At 32.1% G+C, this 19,370-nt stretch carries 19 protein-coding genes; 14 read left to right on the top strand and 5 right to left on the bottom strand.

Going from position 1 to position 19,370, the window contains the following annotated elements:
- Positions 1-157: 157 nt before the first annotated feature.
- The 3 genes from H8K90_RS00835 to H8K90_RS00825 are packed head-to-tail and all read left to right on the top strand — an operon-like array spanning position 158 to position 3,083.
- On the top strand, positions 158-856 hold the full coding sequence (locus tag H8K90_RS00835) for a Curli production assembly/transport component CsgG (RefSeq protein ID WP_246457467.1): 699 nt from the start codon (positions 158-160) through the stop codon (positions 854-856).
- Between the two features lie 24 nt (positions 857-880).
- Positions 881-2,059: an AIR synthase related protein gene (locus H8K90_RS00830; protein WP_186844052.1), complete on the top strand. Its 1,179-nt coding sequence runs from the start codon at positions 881-883 to the stop codon at positions 2,057-2,059.
- A gap of 13 nt (positions 2,060-2,072) precedes the next feature.
- On the top strand, positions 2,073-3,083 hold the full coding sequence (locus H8K90_RS00825; RefSeq protein WP_186844051.1) for a DUF3078 domain-containing protein: 1,011 nt from the start codon (positions 2,073-2,075) through the stop codon (positions 3,081-3,083).
- Here the strand turns inward: H8K90_RS00825 and H8K90_RS00820 are convergent, their stop codons facing one another.
- Positions 3,084-3,743: an ATP-binding cassette domain-containing protein gene (locus tag H8K90_RS00820; protein WP_186844050.1), complete on the bottom strand. Its 660-nt coding sequence runs from the start codon at positions 3,741-3,743 to the stop codon at positions 3,084-3,086.
- Positions 3,744-4,156: 413 nt separating this feature from the next.
- Between H8K90_RS00820 and prfA the strand changes: the two genes are divergently transcribed.
- The 5 genes from prfA to H8K90_RS00795 all read left to right on the top strand — a co-directional run bounded on the left by prfA (position 4,157) and on the right by H8K90_RS00795 (position 8,253).
- Positions 4,157-5,233: a peptide chain release factor 1 gene (prfA, locus tag H8K90_RS00815; RefSeq protein WP_186844049.1), complete on the top strand. Its 1,077-nt coding sequence runs from the start codon at positions 4,157-4,159 to the stop codon at positions 5,231-5,233.
- 28 nt (positions 5,234-5,261) lie between these two features.
- A complete protein-coding gene (lepB, locus tag H8K90_RS00810) occupies positions 5,262-5,933 on the top strand; it encodes a signal peptidase I (RefSeq protein ID WP_261799345.1) in 672 nt (223 codons plus the stop codon).
- Positions 5,934-6,749, top strand: a complete 816-nt coding sequence (pyrF, locus tag H8K90_RS00805) for an orotidine-5'-phosphate decarboxylase (RefSeq protein WP_186844047.1) — start codon at positions 5,934-5,936, stop codon at positions 6,747-6,749.
- Between the two features lie 34 nt (positions 6,750-6,783).
- Entirely contained in the window at positions 6,784-7,560 is a 777-nt protein-coding gene (locus H8K90_RS00800) for an ABC transporter substrate-binding protein (RefSeq protein ID WP_186844046.1), read from the top strand.
- Between the two features lie 186 nt (positions 7,561-7,746).
- Positions 7,747-8,253 carry a hypothetical protein gene (locus H8K90_RS00795; RefSeq protein WP_186844045.1) on the top strand — a complete coding sequence of 169 codons (507 nt, stop codon included), beginning with the start codon at positions 7,747-7,749 and terminating at the stop codon, positions 8,251-8,253.
- 3 nt (positions 8,254-8,256) lie between these two features.
- Here the strand turns inward: H8K90_RS00795 and H8K90_RS00790 are convergent, their stop codons facing one another.
- Positions 8,257-8,964 (bottom strand): DUF4197 domain-containing protein, encoded by a 708-nt coding sequence (locus H8K90_RS00790; protein WP_186844044.1) that lies wholly within the window; start codon positions 8,962-8,964, stop codon positions 8,257-8,259.
- Positions 8,965-9,006: 42 nt separating this feature from the next.
- Between H8K90_RS00790 and H8K90_RS00785 the strand changes: the two genes are divergently transcribed.
- On the top strand, positions 9,007-9,975 hold the full coding sequence (locus H8K90_RS00785; protein ID WP_186844043.1) for an MBL fold metallo-hydrolase: 969 nt from the start codon (positions 9,007-9,009) through the stop codon (positions 9,973-9,975).
- A gap of 84 nt (positions 9,976-10,059) precedes the next feature.
- Positions 10,060-11,190: a TlpA family protein disulfide reductase gene (locus tag H8K90_RS00780; RefSeq protein WP_186844042.1), complete on the top strand. Its 1,131-nt coding sequence runs from the start codon at positions 10,060-10,062 to the stop codon at positions 11,188-11,190.
- 37 nt (positions 11,191-11,227) lie between these two features.
- Here H8K90_RS00780 and H8K90_RS00775 read toward each other — a convergent pair whose 3' ends face one another.
- Both H8K90_RS00775 and purU read right to left on the bottom strand, forming a co-directional pair.
- Positions 11,228-12,328 (bottom strand): OmpA family protein, encoded by a 1,101-nt coding sequence (locus H8K90_RS00775; RefSeq protein WP_186844041.1) that lies wholly within the window; start codon positions 12,326-12,328, stop codon positions 11,228-11,230.
- 215 nt (positions 12,329-12,543) lie between these two features.
- Positions 12,544-13,398 (bottom strand): formyltetrahydrofolate deformylase, encoded by an 855-nt coding sequence (gene purU, locus H8K90_RS00770; protein WP_186844040.1) that lies wholly within the window; start codon positions 13,396-13,398, stop codon positions 12,544-12,546.
- Between the two features lie 145 nt (positions 13,399-13,543).
- On the opposite strand from purU, the gene H8K90_RS00765 reads away from it, so the two are divergent.
- The 4 genes from H8K90_RS00765 (at position 13,544) to H8K90_RS00750 (ending at position 18,920) form a co-directional block, all read left to right on the top strand.
- On the top strand, positions 13,544-17,005 hold the full coding sequence (locus tag H8K90_RS00765) for a methylmalonyl-CoA mutase family protein (protein ID WP_186844039.1): 3,462 nt from the start codon (positions 13,544-13,546) through the stop codon (positions 17,003-17,005).
- A 149-nt stretch (positions 17,006-17,154) separates the two neighbouring features.
- A complete protein-coding gene (locus tag H8K90_RS00760) occupies positions 17,155-17,493 on the top strand; it encodes a DUF3703 domain-containing protein (protein ID WP_186844038.1) in 339 nt (112 codons plus the stop codon).
- A gap of 245 nt (positions 17,494-17,738) precedes the next feature.
- Entirely contained in the window at positions 17,739-18,278 is a 540-nt protein-coding gene (locus tag H8K90_RS00755) for a sigma-70 family RNA polymerase sigma factor (RefSeq protein WP_186844037.1), read from the top strand.
- Positions 18,279-18,305: 27 nt separating this feature from the next.
- Positions 18,306-18,920: a DEAD/DEAH box helicase gene (locus H8K90_RS00750; RefSeq protein ID WP_186844036.1), complete on the top strand. Its 615-nt coding sequence runs from the start codon at positions 18,306-18,308 to the stop codon at positions 18,918-18,920.
- Here H8K90_RS00750 and H8K90_RS00745 read toward each other — a convergent pair whose 3' ends face one another.
- On the bottom strand, positions 18,921-19,316 hold the full coding sequence (locus H8K90_RS00745; RefSeq protein WP_186844035.1) for a hypothetical protein: 396 nt from the start codon (positions 19,314-19,316) through the stop codon (positions 18,921-18,923).
- Between the last annotated feature and the right edge of the window lie 54 nt (positions 19,317-19,370).

The following is a 19,370-nucleotide window of genomic DNA, read 5'->3' as shown; positions in this document are numbered from 1 at the left end:
TACCAGTTAGAGAAAAGATAAAATCGTTTATTCGGTTTTATCTTTTTTGTTTTTGTTAATTCTATAATCATAGATATTATTTCACAATTATTTTTCTATATTGTGAGCCTCCTCAAAATCTTCAATGAAGAAAACTTACCTTTAATTTAAGGTATATATGATTACTAAATTCCATACTATACTATTTGGTGTAGTTATGACCCTAACAAGTGTAAGTATTTCATATTCTCAAGAGGTAACTGATGAGAAGAGTGATAAATCTAATATTAGAAGGTTTTCTTTTTATAATTATAGAGGGTCTCATGCAATTGATTTAGCAGCTGGTTCTGCTATTGCAAATGCTGATTATCCAGATGCAGAATTCGAGTTATATTTTAGAGTAGGTTATAAACTACATATAACAAGTCACTTAAATATCAACTTTATTTACAATAAGTATAACGTTGCGTTTAAAGAAGTTTATAACGAAGGATATATGTCTTTTGATCTAAATTTAGAATTTCTATTAAGTCCTTACACCAAATTTACACCTTACTTGTATGCAGGTGGAGGTTACAACGCAAATAATTATTTTGATACAACCGCAACAAAGGCCCAAGGAGGTTTTGGATTTGAGTATATTGTTGCAGAAGGTGTAGGTCTTAAGCTTTTTGGTGAATATAATTATATGTTTACCGATGAATTAGAAGGGCTAATAGAAGGGGAATCCGATGATACATTTATGCGCATGGGTTTAGGGCTTAATATTTACTTTGGCGGTAATAAGAAAAAGGAAGAGTTACGCAAAAAGTTAAAAACTGTTATTAATTCCAATCCAATCCTTACTTATAATAAAACGCAATCCTTATTTTTGTAGGGCAAAAAATAAGATAAAAGTAGAATGAGTAGTTCGGTCAGTAAAAGATATGCACAGCGAGGAGTTTCTGCATCAAAAGAAGATGTACATAATGCTATAAAAAATATTGATAAAGGACTGTTTCCAAAAGCATTTTGTAAAATAGTGCCAGATTATTTAACCAATGATGAGGATTACTGTTTAATAATGCATGCAGATGGAGCAGGTACAAAGTCGTCATTAGCTTATATGTATTGGAAAGAAACTGGCGATGTTTCAGTATGGAAAGGTATAGCACAAGATGCCTTAATAATGAATATTGACGATTTACTTTGTGTTGGAGCAACGGACAATATTATGTTGTCTTCTACTATAGGAAGAAACAAAAATTTAATTCCTGGAGAGGTGATTTCGGCCATCATTAACGGTACTGAAGAATTAATAGAAGATTTAAAATCTTTTGGAGTAACTATTCATTCTACAGGAGGTGAAACTGCAGATGTTGGTGATTTAGTAAGAACAATTATAGTTGATTCTACAGTCACAGCACGTATAAAAAGAAGCGAGGTTATTGATAATGCAAATATTGCTGAAGGAGATGTTATTATTGGGTTAGAGTCTTTTGGGCAAGCTTCTTACGAAACCGAATATAATGGTGGTATGGGAAGTAATGGATTGACCTCTGCAAGACACGATGTGTTTTCTAAATACTTAGCAGATAAGTATCCTGAAAGCTTTGATGCATCTGTACCAGAAGATTTGGTATATTCAGGGCAAACTAAACTGACAGATTCAGTTGAAGATTCACCATTAGATGCAGGTAAATTAGTATTGTCACCAACACGTACTTATGCTCCAATTATAAAAGCCATTCTAAATAAGTTTAATAGTGATTCAGTACATGGAATGGTGCATTGTAGTGGAGGAGCTCAAACCAAAATTCTTCATTTTATAGATAACCTTCATATTATAAAAGATAATATGTTTCCAATTCCTCCGTTATTTAAACTTATTCAAGAACAATCTAAAACGGACTGGAAAGAAATGTATCAAGTATTTAACTGTGGGCATCGTATGGAATTGTATGTTAAACCAGAAGTGGCTGACAACATAATAGAAATTTCAAAATCTTTTAATGTAGATGCAAAAATTATTGGTAGAGTAGAAGCGTCAAGTGCTAAAAAACTTACCATAAAAAGTCAATACGGTACATTTATTTATTAATTATTATATAAATATGAAAACTAATTCTTGGTTTATCTTAAGCATATTTATTATTTGCTCTAGCCATCTATTTGCACAGCCAGATTCATTATATCTTTATAAGAAGAAAAAAAAGAAAGAAGCCGTAAAATTGGGGTGGCGAACAAAGAAAGAAGTCGGTTTAACGCTTAACCAAGTGTCTTTTACCAACTGGAATTCCGGAGGTACTAATTCTATTTCTGGAATTATTACAGGGAAAGCATCTGCTAAATACAAACAAGAAAAATGGTTTTGGAATTCAAATTTTAATATTCGTTATGGATTAAATAAGCAAGCAGATAAGGAAATAAGAAAAACAGATGATGTTATTGAGGTAATTTCTAATGTAGGCCTCGAAAAAGACCCAAAAAGTAATTGGTTTTATTCTGCTAAGTTTAGTTTTAATTCGCAGTTAGCAAATGGCTATAATTACCCAAATAGAGATGAACCTATTTCAGAATTTTTGGCACCAGGTTATATGTTTTTTGGTTTAGGAATGGAATATGGTAGACATATTGAACGTTTGTCTTTTTATGCATCTCCTTTTACCTTAAAGACCACTTTTGTTTTAAATGATGAATTAGCAAATAAAGGCGCTTTTGGTGTAGATCCTGCTATCTATGATTTGGAGGGCAATATTATTAAAGATGGAAAAAAAGTAAGACAAGAACTCGGTATTTTACTAACAAATCAATATCAAGAAGAGGTATTTGAAAATATAAAAGTGAACAGTCTTCTGCGTTTATATACGGATTACATTAATAGTTTTGGTAATATAGATATTGAGTGGGAATTGAATCTAGACATGAAAGTCAATAAATATGTAAAAGCAACATTAGGCTCACATCTTAGGTACGATAATGATATTAAAATTGAAGTTGAAAGAAACGAAATGACCAACGAAGAGTTTGTAATTGAAGGTCCAAAACTGCAATGGAAACAAATTTTAGGTGTAGGTGTTGTTGTAGATTTAGATAATATTATAAATGCTAGTGCAAAGCCTTAACTAAAGACTGCCTTCACTCAAATATTTGTAATCTTCGAGTTCTGTAAGTTTTTCAATCTTTTTTGTGGCTCCGTTTTTTAGCAAGTAGATTGTATCAGAAACTTCAATTATATGCTGATACAAGTGGTCTGAAATAATAATGACTTTATGTTCTTTTTCTTCGGCAATCATTTGTTTTACAGTTTCAATATGTAAAGGAGATAGGTGCGAAAAAGGTTCGTCTAAAAATACAATATCACTTTTCGTTTTTAAAATAATATAGGTTTCTACAATACGTCTTTCACCTCCAGATAAGGCTTTCAGTTTAGAACTTTTATAAATTGAAAATGCTTCAAAATTTTCAGTAAAAGAATCCCAATCTAATTGATATAATTTAAAAACAAAAGAGAGTTTTATTCCAGATGGAATAAAATTATATTGAGGTAGATACTTTGTTAAGCCTGTTAAATATAAAGGTTTTAAAAGCGGTTTGCTGTTAAGTCTAATTAGCTTGTATTTGGGTTTTAAATTTCCAAATGCAATATTTAGCAAACTACTTTTGCCACAGCCATTTCTACCTAAAATAGCTGTTACTTGTCCAGTTTCAGCCTTTAGGTATATGCCGTTTAAAATTCTTTTGTTTTTAAAGTAAAGTTCTACATTGTCTAATTCAAATATCATTATTTTGTTTATGTAAATTCCTTAAATAATATAAGGAAACCTATCGTTAAAATGCAGTCTACAATAAAAATTGAGGAAAATAGCTTCAAAGGCGATATTCCTAAATTTTTATAAAAGGTTAATTTTCGTTTGTTAGGTGTTTCGCTAACATAATACCACGCAAAAACCGTTAGAAATAATTTGGTAACTATTGCTGGCACTAGTTGAGGGTTAAAAAAACCTATAACTGCGGTGATAACAAAAGACCAAACTACAAACGGTTTATAAAATGCAAGTATAGCTAGGAGTCGCTGCATAATAATAGTGTAACGTATGTTTTAGCTATTTTATTTTTAAATGTTGATATGTACTTATAAGTGACGTTTTAAAATTCATAAATTATCGTATTTTTGAAATTCAATTTTTGAAGAGAGATGTTAGAGAAAATACAGATAATAAAGCAACGTTTTGATGAGGTAAATGACCTTATTATTCAACCAGATATTATCGCAGATCAGCAGCGTTACACTAAGCTGATGAAAGAATACAAGGATTTAAAACTCATTGTAGATAAAGGAGAAATATATAAAGAAGCCTTAGATAATATTTCGGAAGCGGAAGAAATTATTGCAGATGGTTCTGATGCAGAAATGGTAGATATGGCCAAAATGCAACTCGATGAATCTAAAGAAACCATTGATAAGCTAGAGGAAGAAATTCGTTTTATGTTGATTCCGAAAGATCCAGACGATGCTAAAAATGTAGTTGTAGAAGTTAGAGCTGGTACAGGTGGAGATGAAGCTAGTATTTTTGCAGGTGATTTATTTAGGATGTATTCAAAATACTGTAGCGATAAAGGCTGGAAAGTCGATGTTGTAAGTCAGAGTGATGGAACATCTGGTGGTTTTAAAGAAATTATTTTTGAAGTGTCTGGTGAAGATGTTTACGGTACTTTAAAGTTTGAAGCTGGTGTGCACCGTGTGCAACGTGTGCCACAAACCGAAACGCAAGGTCGAGTACATACAAGTGCCGCAACAGTAATGGTATTACCAGAAGCAGAAGAATTTGATTATGAATTAGACATGACCGAAGTACGTATTGAGCGTACTACATCAACTGGTCCTGGTGGTCAATCGGTTAATACAACCTATTCTGCTATTAAGTTACATCACGAGCCAACAGGAATGATTGTAAGTTGTCAAGATCAGAAATCATCACATAAAAACTTAGAAAAAGCCTTAAAAGTTTTACGTTCACGTTTATACGATTTAGAGTTAGCGAAACAACAAGCGGCAGATTCTGAAAAACGTAAAAGTATGGTAAGTTCTGGTGATAGATCAGCCAAGATTAGAACCTATAATTATCCTCAAGGACGTGTAACTGATCATAGAATTGGATTAACGCTTTACGATTTATCAAATATCATTAATGGTGATATTCAAAAAATAATAGACGAATTAATGTTAGCTGAAAATACAGAATTGTTGAAAGCTAATGACGATGTAATTTAAATTTGAGCCTCATTATGAGGCTTTTTTTATGAGCAAGAAAAATATCATATTTCTCATAGCAGCATTTATAGTGTTCGTGATTTTGTTTAGATGGTCAGGGGTTTTAAGAACATATAGTATATCTTCAACATCTAGTGAACCAAATTTAAAATTAGGAACTACAATTTTAGGTTCTAGCTTAAAAAGCCCAAAACGTTTAGACTTTGCATATTTTAAATATTCAGATAGTTTAGATGGTTGGACAATAGTGAAAAGATTAATTGCGATTCCAGGGGATACCTTAGAATGTAAAAACGGGTATTATTTTGTTAATGGAAAAAATATTGATGAAGAACTTGATTTAAGATTTCAGTATCAGATAATGCCTGAATATTATGATAAGTATATTAAAGATAAAGTTGAAAATCCAGAGCCCTATTCGCATTATAGTTCTGATACAATTAGGGTTTTTTTAGATGATTCATTTGTAAAAAACCTTCCAGTAGAATTAGAAAGATATTATTTCTCGGGAAGAGATAATTTATCTAAGGAAATTTTCATAAATAACTCTGATTGGACTTTCAATAATTTTGGACCAATTATATTACCGGAAGGAAAATACTTTTTTTCTGGAGATAATAGAGATAATTCTTATGATTCAAGATATAGAGGTTTTGTAAATGAAGAACATATACTTGGTACAGTTTTAATTAATTTTTAGATGACAACACAACAACTAGTAAACCAAATTAAACAAAAGAAATCCTTCCTCTGCATTGGATTAGACGTGGATTTAAATAAAATACCAAAGCATTTATTAAAAGAAGGAGATCCTATTTTCGCATTTAATAAAGCAATCATAGATGCAACACATCATTTATGTGTGGCTTACAAACCAAACACTGCCTTCTACGAAGCATACGGCCTTAAAGGTTGGCAAGCATTAGAAAAAACGATTAACTATCTCAATATAAACCATCCAGATATTTATACCATAGCAGACGCTAAACGTGGAGATATTGGTAATACAAGTACTATGTACGCCAAAGCTTTTTTCGACGATTTGGGCTTCGATAGTGTAACAGTTGCACCTTATATGGGAAAAGATTCTGTGGAGCCTTTCTTGGCTTTTAAGAATAAGCATACCATTCTGTTAGCCTTAACTTCTAATCAAGGTGCATTTGACTTTCAAACTAAAACAGTTGATGGTATAGAGTTATACAAGCAAGTATTAGAAACTTCTAAATCTTGGCAGAATTCAGAAAATTTAATGTATGTGGTAGGTGCTACTAAAGCTGAGTTTTTAGGTGATATTAGAAAGATTATTCCAGATAGTTTTTTGTTAGTACCTGGTGTTGGAGCACAAGGAGGGAATTTACAAGATGTTTGTAAATATGGAATGAATGATTCTGTTGGATTACTGATAAATTCTTCAAGAGGAATTATTTATGCGTCGCAAGATGAAGATTTTGCTGAAGCAGCGGCTAAAAAAGCTGAAGAGTTGCAGTTGCAGATGAAAGAAATCCTATCTAATTAACTGTTATGCCGAACTTGTTTTGGCATCTTTTTGTATGATTTTTAAAGACCAACTCAATAGAGAAATTCAAATTAATAAAACACCAAAACGAATAATTTCGTTAGTGCCTTCTCAAACCGAACTATTAGTAGATTTAGGTTTGGAAGCTTCACTTGTTGGTGTTACTAAGTTTTGTGTTCATCCTAAGCACTTAAGAATATCAAAAGCCGTAGTTGGTGGTACAAAGCAAATTAATATAGAAAAAATAAAAGCGCTTAAACCAGATATTATTCTGTGTAATAAGGAAGAGAACACTAAAGACATTATAGAGGAGTTAGAGGCTTTTGCGCCAATTCATATTAGTGATATTTATAACCTTAAAGATTGTTTTGAGCTTATTTCAATGTATGGTAACATCTTTAATGTTAAAACCAGAGCTTCTGATATTATTAAAAGTATTCAACAAGAGCGTGAAGCATATCAATCTAAAAATATAAAGAAAATAAAAGTCGCTTATTTTATTTGGAAAAACCCTTGGATGGTTGCTGCATCTGACACATTTATTAATATTATGATTAATGAAGCTTGTTTTTCAAATGTATTTGCAGATGAAACTCGATATCCAGAGATTGATTTAAATAATTCTAAATTGAAAGAGGCTGATCTTATTTTTCTTTCAAGTGAACCATTTCCATTTAAAGAAAATCATATTGCAGAATTACAAACTCAGTTTTTAAATAAAAAAATTAAAATTGTGGATGGAGAAATGTTTTCTTGGTATGGTAGCAGGCTACTCAAGTCTTATGAGTATTTTAATATATTACATCCATAAATAAAAAAATCGGCACCTAACTAAATGCCGACTTCTTAACTAACTAACTGTTTTAATCTTTTCTTTAAAACCTAACAAATGTCTCTTTTGCACTGCAAAGATAGACTGACTATGTGCAATCAATGTTATGTTAATATTAGCATATAATTAAATGTTGTTTAATAACTTAGTGCAAATCAAATTACTATGAAACATTTATTTATAGCAATTGTATTTTCAATTTTCACCTTATCTGTGACCGCTCAAAATACAAGTTGCAAATGCTGTACAGAAGAACATATAGCGTTCGATTTCTGGTTAGGTACATGGGAAGTTACTAATGCAGATGGTACTAAAGCTGGTAAAAATATAATTAAAAAAGTTCAAGGAGGTTGCATTCTACAAGAAAACTGGACAAGTGCTACGCTAGGTTACACGGGTACGAGTAATAATTTTTACAATTTAAAAACAAGGCAATGGGAGCAAATATGGATTGATAATCAAGGCGCTTCTCTTCATATGAAAGGCAATAAGTTTGGTAATCAAATGATATTACGAACCGATGATGAAATCAACTCTGAAGGTAAAGTGTTTTTTCACCGCATTACTTGGACAGCAAATAACGATGGTACTGTAAGGCAACTATGGGAAACCATAACTAATAAAACAGAAATCACTGTAGCTTTTGATGGACTCTATAAAAAGATAGACTAAAATTTAGTCTTGTAAAGCAAACACTTTTTTTAATAAATCTGTTGTACGAGAAGAAACTTTATTTCTAATTTCTTTTTCTTCTACAGCAATCATTGTATAAACACCTTTTAGAGCTTCACCTGTTACGTAATCTGTCAAATCAGGATTTACATTACTTGTAAAAGGTATGGCGTTATATTTACTAATAAGGTTAGACCAAATTTGATCTGCACCTACTTTAGCAAAAGAACTATTAATAACAGGTTGAAATTTGTTATAAAGTTCAGTTTGTGTTTTTGATGTTAAATATTCTGTTGCAGCATCATCATTACCTAGCAATATGTTTTTTGCATCATTAAATGTAATGTCTTTTACAGCATTAACAAAAATAGGTGTAGCTTCTTTAACGGCATCTTCAGCAGCTCTGTTTAAAACTTTAAGACCTTCGTCTGCTAAGTTGCCTAAGCCTATATCGCGTAAACCTTTATCTACTTTTTGTAATTCTTCTGGAAGTAAAATTTTTACCAAATCGTTTTTAAAAAAACCATCTTTTTGAGTTAGTTTGGTAACTTGTTTATCTATGCCTAAATCTAATGCTTCTCTAAGTCCAGAAGCTATATCAGCATTACTGAGTACTCCACCAGATTGCGGTATAGAATCAACTACTTGTTGTAATTCTGCACAGGCAGTTAAGTTTAAAACTATAAGTAGGGCGAAAATTCTTTTAATCATGACTTTGGGTTTTTATATCTTTAACAAAGATAAATTTTATAGATGAAAATATTCCAAATATCGTTCCTAATATGTCTTTTGGTAGTAATAAATTGTGATTCTGCTAAAGATGATTCAGTTACAAAACCAAATACTAAAAAAACACAAACTTTAAATCAATATATCACAGTTTTGGGTACAGCTCAAGATGCTGGTTACCCACAAATAAATTGCGAAAAAGCATGTTGTAAAGCTTATTATAATGGTTATGAAGATAAAAAGTTAGTGTCGTGTCTTGGATTGGTTGATTTACAGTCTAAACAAAAATGGTTGTTAGATGCAACACCAGATATTGTAGCGCAAACACATATATTAAAAGAAGAACATTTAAATAATAGTAAAGTGGTGGATGGTGTATTTTTAACTCATGCACATATGGGTCATTACACAGGATTAATGAATTTTGGAAGAGAAGCATTAGGAGGAAAAAGTATACCTGTTTATGCCATGCCAAGAATGAAAAATTATTTAGAAACAAATGGTCCTTGGAGTCAACTAGTTGCCTTGAATAATATAGAATTAAAAAAGTTGCAAAACGATTCTGCAATAATTATAAGTACTTCTTTAAAAGTAATACCGTTGTTGGTACCACATCGCGATGAGTATTCAGAAACGGTAGGTTATAAGATTGAAGGCAAAAACAAATCGGCATTGTTTATTCCTGATATAGATAAATGGCATAAATGGGAAAGAAACATTATTGAAGAAGTAAAAAAAGTAGATTATGCTTTTTTAGATGCTTCATTTTTTAGAGATGGAGAATTAGAAAGAGATATGAGTAAGATACCTCATCCTTTTACTACAGAAACAACAACGCTTTTTGAAAAAGAATCAATAGCAACAAAAAATAAAATTCACTTTATCCATTTTAATCATACTAATCCTGCGATTCGAGATAGTCATCATTTAAAGGATAGTATTCAGAATTTAGGTTTTAGATTCGCAAAACAAGGTGACAATTTTGAGCTTTAATATGCGTTAGTTGTTTTACAATAAAGTTAAATTGTTATTTTAGCACAGTATTTGATTAATACTAGTAAATTATATTTTTTCATTATGAATAGTTTTAAAATAAAACGCTTTTCATTAATTATAATTTGCGTCCTAACAGCATCTTATTCTTACAGTCAAATTAAGGTTTCAGAATTTATACAATATTCTAAAACTGCTTCAACAAATAACAATAAGCTTATTTTTATTGATTTTTGGGCAACTTGGTGTGGGCCTTGTATTACCGCAAAAGAGCATTTGGGTGTTTTGCAAAAGCAATTTCCTTCAGATTTTTATGTGGTATCGTTAACTCAAGAAAATCCGTTAACCGTAGAACGATTTCTAAAAAAGAAACCAACCGACTTAGCAATTGCTATAGATTATTATGGTGAAACTTTTAAAAAATATGGTGTACGAGCTTTGCCAGAAGGTATTTTATTAAATGCCGAAGGAAAAGTGTTATGGCAAGGAGGTGCACCAGATTTAAAAAAGGAGATTGTATCTAAGTTTTTACGCAAACAAACTACAAAAACATCGTTAGAATCGTTTTTTAATGTAGTTGCTGTAGACGAAGTTGTAAATTCTGAATATATTCCTAAAGAAGCCATGGAAATTAAACCAATAGCTACAAATAATAAGGATATAGAAGTTGTTGATAATGATAAATACCTAAGAATTAATGGTTCTCTAAAACAAATTATTGGGTATTTAGCGAGAATTTATAAGAATCAAATCGTTTTAGAAAAAGGCTTAGATACCAATTATGAAGTCTATTTTAAAAAACCGTTTAATTCTAACGATAACCTGGCTTATAAGCTTATAACCGAAATGAATCTTAATGTTGAGCGCAAGTACAGTAAAGGTGAGGGTATTAAGTTAGTGGTAGAATCTCCAAAGTTTTGGGATACAAATCAAATAGATTGGGGGAAAAATAATTCTAAGTATTTAATAGGTGATTCTCAAATTAAGGCAGATAATGTGTCTTTAAAGGATATGGCTTATCAATTGGCTTATGTTTTAGATATGCCAGTAATAATTCCTGATGATAATGAGCTAAGTTTAAGTTTACACGATTGGGATTTTCATTATAAATTTTTTCAGTTGATGCAAACAGATCTTGAAGATAATTTTGGGATAAAGGCAGACAAAAAAGAGGTTACTTTCCCAGTATATCATATACAAAAAAAAGCTCCTTAAAAAGGAGCTTTTTTAATCTTATAACGTAACGGAAATCTTAGTTACTTAAAATTCTAAATTCTGTACGTCTGTTTCTTTGGTGTTGTGTTTCAGAACAATCAACTCCGTTAGAACATCTGTTTGTTAAACGAGTTTCACCATAGCCTTTAGCAGATAATCTGCTTCTAGAAATTCCTTTAGATACTAAATAGTTAACTACTGAGTTAGCTCTCTGTTGAGATAAAGACTGGTTAAAGTCGTCGTTTCCTCTAGAATCTGTATGAGACATAATCTCAATACTAACAGGCTTATCATTTAAGATAGTTAATAATCTTTCGTCAATAACTTTCTTAGAATCGGCTGTTAATCTAGCACTTCCTAATTCGTAGTAAATTGGAATTGGAGTAGCATTTAATAACTCACAATCAACTTCTTCCCAGCTAGTAATACCACCTTTTTTATCTAAAACAGTTCTAGTAACTGTTTGGTATTGTGCAGGTACAGTGTTTGTTGTTGTAGTAGCAGGCGTTTCTACAACTCTTCTTTTAATTGTAGCGTACTCAGCAGGAATTTCAATTTCATCCATTCTTGCAGGAGTCTTAATTACTCGCTTTTTGTACGTTGCAGTTTGCTCAGGTACAGGCACAGAACTTGTACTTGCGTCAGATGATAAAGTTGTAAAACCAACACTTGTAGATTGTGCAGGATACTCAACAAAACATGCAGCAACACAATCGTCCTTGTTTACAGATGGACAATCTTCTAATACTTTGTATTCCCATCCTGAAGTCTTTGGATAGATTTCAAAAGTTCTAGAGTCATTACCAAAAGTAGCAGGTACAACTTTTAAATCATTACGGCTAGCTTGCTTTACGTAAGATACTTCTACTGTCTCATAAGTAGCAGGTACATACACAAACTTTTTTGCAGCCTCTTTTACTAAAACTCGATCTTCAACCGTTTTATAAGTTGCTGGTACAACCTTTAAATTGGTGTAAGCTGGATAAGTTTGAATTGTTTCTTCAACTTCTTTAAACTCATCTTTTGTAATACACTTTACGTAGCATTTTCCTGGCGTAGGATTTGTTGGCAAGTCTTGAGCTTGCGAAAATCCAATACCTGCTATAAAGCAGACTAATAATAATAGTTTTTGTTTCATAAGAATTAAAAAATTAGTTAATGGTTATAGTTTGTTTTTAACACAAGAAATTAACCTTGGCTGTTTTTTAAGACACATGAAGTTTAGTAAAAGTCACTTTTTACTTGAAGATATCAAGATTTTCACTCGTGTAAGCTTAATTGAAGGTGTGTTATTATTCTTAAAAACTAATTAATTATAAATAAAACGGTATTAGGAATTTATACCTATGACTTCTAAGAAAAGATTACAGTTTTATTGTTAAAAACCATAACTTTTCTATTCGCATGAAGCTTTATAGCATTGGACAAAACAATTTTTTCTAAATCTCGACCTTTAGCAATTAAATCCTTTATGGAATAAGAATGTGAAACATGTGCAACATCTTGTTCAATAATTGGTCCAGCATCTAATTCTTCTGTTATATAGTGACTAGTTGCACCTATAATCTTAACACCTCTTTTATGCGCAGAATGGTAAGGTTTGGCACCAACAAAAGCAGGTAGAAACGAATGATGTATATTAATAATTTTGTTTTTGTATTTATCGATTAGCATTCCAGAAACAATTTGCATATACCTAGCCAAAACTATAAAATCTATATTGTAAGATTCTAGGAGTTCCAATTGTTGTAATTCTGCTTTTTTCTTAGTTTCCTTTGTTACAGGTATATGGTAGAATGGAATGTTAAAGCTATCTGCAATAGGCTTTAAGTCTGCATGATTACTAAGTATAAATGGAATTTCTAAAAATAATTCACCCGAATTATAACGACCCAAGATATCATATAAACAGTGATCATATTTAGAAACAAAGATCGCCATTTTAGGCTTTTTTTCAGCAGAATACATGCGCCACTTAAATCTGAATTTATCTACCAAAGCATTTTTGAATAATTCCTTAAAACTTTCAATTGAAAAAGAATCGGAGCCAAATTCACATTCCAAACGCATAAAAAATATATTCTGTTCTCTATCAACATGCTGGTCAATATATACAATGTTACCATTGTTTAAGGCCATAAAATTGGTGACCGAAGCAATGATGTTTGGCTGATCTTCACAGTGAATTTGTAATGTAATTTTATTCATAAAATCTAACTTAAATGAAATGCCAAAATAAATTAAAATATGTTGCCACGTTTACTTTTTTTAACTTTTAGATAATTAATGATTATTGCTTAAAATTTTTGAATATTCCGTAAATTTGCCGCTCAAATAAGCTAGAATTTTACGAATGGAACAAGTCGCACCCTATAAACCAAAATATAAAGTACGTATAGTAACCGCAGCATCACTCTTCGATGGACACGATGCAGCCATAAATATTATGCGTCGTATCATCCAATCAACTGGAGTAGAAGTGATTCATTTGGGTCATGATAGAAGTGTAGAGGAAGTGGTGAACACAGCCATCCAAGAAGATGCCAATGCAATAGCAATGACCTCTTATCAAGGTGGACATAATGAGTACTTTAAATACATGTACGATTTGCTTAAAGAAAAAGGAGCAGGTCATATAAAAATCTTCGGTGGTGGAGGTGGTGTTATCCTTCCTGAAGAGATTAAGGAATTAATGGATTATGGAATTACCAGAATCTATTCTCCAGACGACGGACGCGAACTTGGTTTACAAGGGATGATTAATGATTTGGTTGAAAAATCAGATTACCAAAGCCCATCCTTAGTCCTTCCCAAAGAGAAGGAAATCACTCAAAGCCTTAAAGACAAAGATGTAAATACAATAGCACGACTTATTTCATTTGCCGAAAATCAACACGATAAATTCGAAGACTTATTTTCAAGCCTGAGTAAGAGTTCTTCCCCTTTGGGGAAGCTAGAAGGGGCTTGCCCAGTTTTAGGTATTACAGGAACAGGTGGAGCTGGTAAATCATCATTAGTAGATGAGTTGGTAAGACGTTTTCTAATCGATTTTCCTGAAAAAACAATTGGATTAATTTCAGTAGATCCATCAAAGCGAAAAACAGGTGGTGCACTTCTTGGTGATAGAATTAGAATGAATGCCATTAACTCACCTCGAGTTTACATGCGTAGTTTGGCAACACGTCAATCTAATTTGGCATTATCTAAATATGTCAACGAAGCTATTGAAGTTTTAAAAGCAGCCGAGTACGATTTAATTATTCTTGAAACTTCTGGAATCGGACAATCGGATACCGAAATTATAGAACACAGTGATGTGGCTTTATATGTGATGACTCCAGAATTTGGTGCTGCTACGCAGTTAGAGAAAATTGATATGCTAGACTTTGCTGATTTGGTAGCTATCAATAAATTCGATAAAAGAGGTTCGCTTGATGCCTTACGTGATGTGAAGAAGCAATACATGCGTAACAATAATCTTTGGGATATTCCACAAGACCAGTTGCCTGTTTATGGAACTATTGCGTCTCAATTCAATGATCCAGGAATGAATACGCTTTACAAAGCTATCATGGATAAACTGGTAGAGAAGGCAGATTCTCAATTAAAATCAACATTCGAGATTTCTAAAGAAATGAGCGAAAAGATTTTTGTGATTCCACCAAGTAGAACACGCTACTTATCTGAAATCGCAGAGAACAATCGTGCTTACGATAAAAAAGCGAATGAACAAGTTGAGGTTGCTCAGAAATTATACGGAATTTATAAAACTATCTGTTCTGTAGCTGTCATTTCGAACGACAATGAGAAATCTCACTTGAATAAATTTGGTATAGATCAAGAAGAGATTCTGAAACAAGTTCAGAATGACAATAAGGATTTTGTTAAACTCCTTATTGCCGAATTCGACCGTGTAAAATTAAACTTAGATCCATATAATTGGGAAGTTATTACAGGTTGGGACGAAAAAGTAAACAAATACAAAAATCCTATCTATTCCTTTAAAGTAAGAGACAAGGAAATAAAAATTGAAACACATACAGAATCGCTTTCGCATACACAAATACCTAAAGTGGCTTTACCAAAGTACCAAGCTTGGGGAGATATTTTAAGATGGTGTTTACAAGAAAATGTACCTGGCGAGTTTCCTTATACTTCAGGATTATACCCATTTAAAAGAACAGGTGAAGATCCTGCACGTATGTTTGCAGGAGAAGGTGGACCAGAGCGTACAAATAAGCGTTTCCATTACGTGAGTATGGGTTTACCAGCAAAGCGACTTTCTACTGCTTTTGATAGTGTTACGCTTTATGGAAACGATCCAGACTTGCGTCCAGATATTTATGGTAAAATTGGTAATGCAGGTGTGTCTATTTGTTGCTTAGATGATGCTAAGAAATTATATTCTGGTTTTGATTTGGCAAATGTAATGACCTCTGTAAGTATGACGATTAATGGGCCAGCACCAATGTTGTTAGGCTTCTTTATGAATGCTGCGATTGATCAACAATGCGAAATCTACATTAAAGAAAACGGACTTGAAAAAGAGGTTGAAGCAAAAATTGCTAAACTTTATAAAGGTAAAGAACGACCAAAATATAATGGCGAATTACCAGAAGGGAACAACGGTCTTGGCTTAATGTTATTGGGAGTTACTGGCGACCAAGTATTACCTGCTGACGTTTATGCTGAGATTAAAAAGAACACCATTGCTCAGGTAAGAGGAACTGTTCAAGCTGATATTTTAAAAGAAGATCAGGCACAGAATACTTGTATCTTCTCCACAGAGTTCGCATTGCGACTCATGGGAGATGTACAAGAATATTTTATAGAGAATAATGTACGCAACTTCTATTCGGTTTCAATTTCGGGTTATCATATAGCAGAAGCTGGTGCAAACCCAATTACACAATTAGCATTGACTTTATCTAACGGCTTTACTTATGTAGAATATTACTTAAGTAGAGGTATGGATATCAACAAGTTTGGACCTAATTTATCATTCTTCTTTTCAAACGGAATTGATCCAGAATATGCTGTTATTGGTCGTGTTGCTCGTAAGATTTGGGCGAAGGCTATGAAGAATAAGTACGGAGCTAATGCAAGAGCACAGATGTTGAAATACCATATTCAGACTTCTGGTCGTAGTTTACATGCTCAGGAAATAGATTTTAATGATATACGTACAACGCTTCAAGCATTGTATGCCATTTACGATAACTGTAATTCATTACACACAAATGCGTATGATGAAGCCATTACAACGCCAACGGAAGAATCAGTGAGGAGAGCCATGGCCATTCAGTTAATCATTAATAAAGAATTAGGTTTAGCTAAAAATGAAAACCCAATTCAAGGCTCTTTTATTATAGAAGAATTAACCGATTTGGTTGAAGAAGCAGTATTGATCGAATTCGATAGAATTACAGAGAGAGGTGGAGTACTTGGAGCTATGGAAACGATGTATCAACGTTCTAAGATTCAGGAAGAGAGCTTATATTATGAAACGCTAAAGCATAATGGTCAATTTCCAATCATTGGTGTCAACACCTTTTTAAGCAGTAAAGGTTCTCCAACTGTTATTCCGAAAGAAGTGATTAGAGCTACTGAAGAAGAGAAGCAATTTCAGATTAAGATATTAGAAAATCTGCATAAGGCTAATGATACTGAAGCTTTATTAAAAGACCTACAGCAAAAGGCAGTCAATAATGAAAATATTTTTGAAGCCTTAATGGATGTTTGTAAAGTATGTTCATTAGGTCAGATTACATCTGCGTTGTTTGAAGTTGGTGGACAGTATAGAAGAAATATGTAAGCAGGATTTCAATTTTGAAAAGTTTGCGCATTCAAAATTGTGAATATCGCTTATCCCGAACTTGTTTCGGGATCTCAGAGAACCATTTATTTATTTTAGTAAAATTGCATCTTTTTGAAGTATTAGTCGTCTATTCCTAAAACGAACTAATGACTAAATTACAGCTAAAGCAAGAATTTTACAATCAATTAAGTTTAGGTAAAATAGCTTTAAAGCAGAAAAGCTATTCTGAAGCTTTTTATCACTTTGAAAACGCTCATATTCTTGGGCAAAAACATTTATACAGGCATACCATAAGTCATTTGTGGATGCTGCTTTATGGTGTGGAAACTAGGAGTGTAAAAGAAATTATTGGACAAATTTTAAGAACAATTGCTTCAATTTTTTTTACCTTAGTATGGATTCCTGTAGGCAATACAGGTGGTGCAAACGTTTCGGCAATAAAACCAATGCCTATTAGAAATGAGCTGAAAAAATATTTTGACTAAATAATGCATCTTTTTAATGCTTTCTTCGTCTATTATATGAACATTAAAAAATCTTGAATTATGAAAAATAATAATGAATGTATGAAAAATAATAATGAATGTACTTGTAATTGCTCATCTTGTAAAGATGGTCAATGTAATAACTGTACGTGTGAAAATTGTACATGTACAAATTGTAATTGTTAACTTATTGCCAGTTTAAGTATTTAGAGAATCACTTAAACTGGCTTTAAATTTTTTGAAGAATGACAACAAATAAAGTTTGGAAAACCTATGCAGAAGACTTAAGATACTTTATTTTAAGTAAGGTTAAGGATGCCGTAATTACAGAAGATATATTACAAGACACGTTCATAAAAGTGCATACTAAATTACATACGCTAAAGGATGAAAGTAAACTAAAACCTTGGCTATTCTCAGTGGCACGATATACGTTATTAGATTATTTTAAAGCAACTAAGCATACACTTCAAGTTGCTGATTTAGAAATAGAAGCAGAGTCCTCAATTAAAGAACATACAGAACAAGATTGCCTTAGAGGGATCTTAAAAAACTTACCAAAAAAATATAGAGATCCTTTGTTTTTATCAGATATAAAGGGGTTGAAACAACAAGAGGTAGCCGACCAGTTGAAGCTACCATTGGCCACAGTTAAATCTCAAATACAAAGAGCAAGAAAGCAAATAGCTCAAGGTTTTATGGACTGTTGTGGCTTTGTTATGAATGATGATGGACATTTAGTTGGCGAAATACAAGACAAGGCAGATTGTAAAGTCTGTGGTTAATAGTATCTTTGAAGGAAATTGTTTTAAATGTCCTTTAAAAAACTACATCCTTTATTAAAAGAATCTTTAGAAAATGCGGGTTATGAAACCTCTAATGCGTTTCAGAAAAAAGTACTGCCAACTTTAAAAGGAGGAGCAAGTGCATATATTACTGCTCCAAGAGGAAGTGGTAAAACAACAGCATTGATAATTACCACCATTCATAAATTAAAAGCAGCCGCTTTTGAAGATTCTCCTAGAGCTATAGTTGTTGTTAAAGATAAAGTTGAGGCTTTAGCTTTAAAGGAAGAATTTGAAAGATTTACCCAAAACACAGATCTTAGAGTCTATGCACTTTACGACGAATATGATATTGAAAAACAAAAAACAGAAGTGTATTACGGACAAGATATTGTCATTGCAACTCCAACTCGTTTAAGTAAATTATATTTTTTAAACGGCATTCATTTAGGCGAAATCCAGTTATTTGCCATTGAAGATGCAGACTATTTAGGACGCAACAATGCTTATAATCATATATTACGTATATCAGAAAGTATAAATAAATGTCAGTTTGTAATTGTTGCTGATGAGATGAATTCTAAAATTCTCAATTATCAGAATTCATTTATGGTCAATGCACATTTAATACAACAAAAATAATTATAAAGTCATCATCCAACTACGTTGTAGTTTTCTGAATTTTCTTAACTCGTATCGCAACATGGGTAGATAGTCTTTACCATTACTATTAGAGCGTTCTAATCTTCTGCAATTACTGTATAAACGTGTCGTTAAAAGATCTAAACTTTCTAAATGCTTATGTTTTTTGTCAGAAAAACGCTCACGTTCAGCATTTATAATTTCAGGAGCTAAATTTGTTGATTGCTGCACTATGTCACCTGTAAAATAGATGTTGTTATCTTCAGTTCCATCAGGATTTAAATAAGACAAATCTTGACTAATATAAGTGGATATACTGCGTGAAAGCATGATAATATCCATTGCCTTTTTGTAAATAGGCAAGTCAGAAAAATGTGATGGAAGGTGATAACTCATTTTTTAATAGCAATGTACACGAAATTACACACTAGAAACTATATTTAACTTTAT

The organism is Winogradskyella echinorum, assembly GCF_014297365.1.
Taxonomy (GTDB): Bacteria; Bacteroidota; Bacteroidia; order Flavobacteriales; family Flavobacteriaceae; genus Winogradskyella; species Winogradskyella echinorum.
This window is presented reverse-complemented; position numbering and strand designations above follow the sequence as displayed.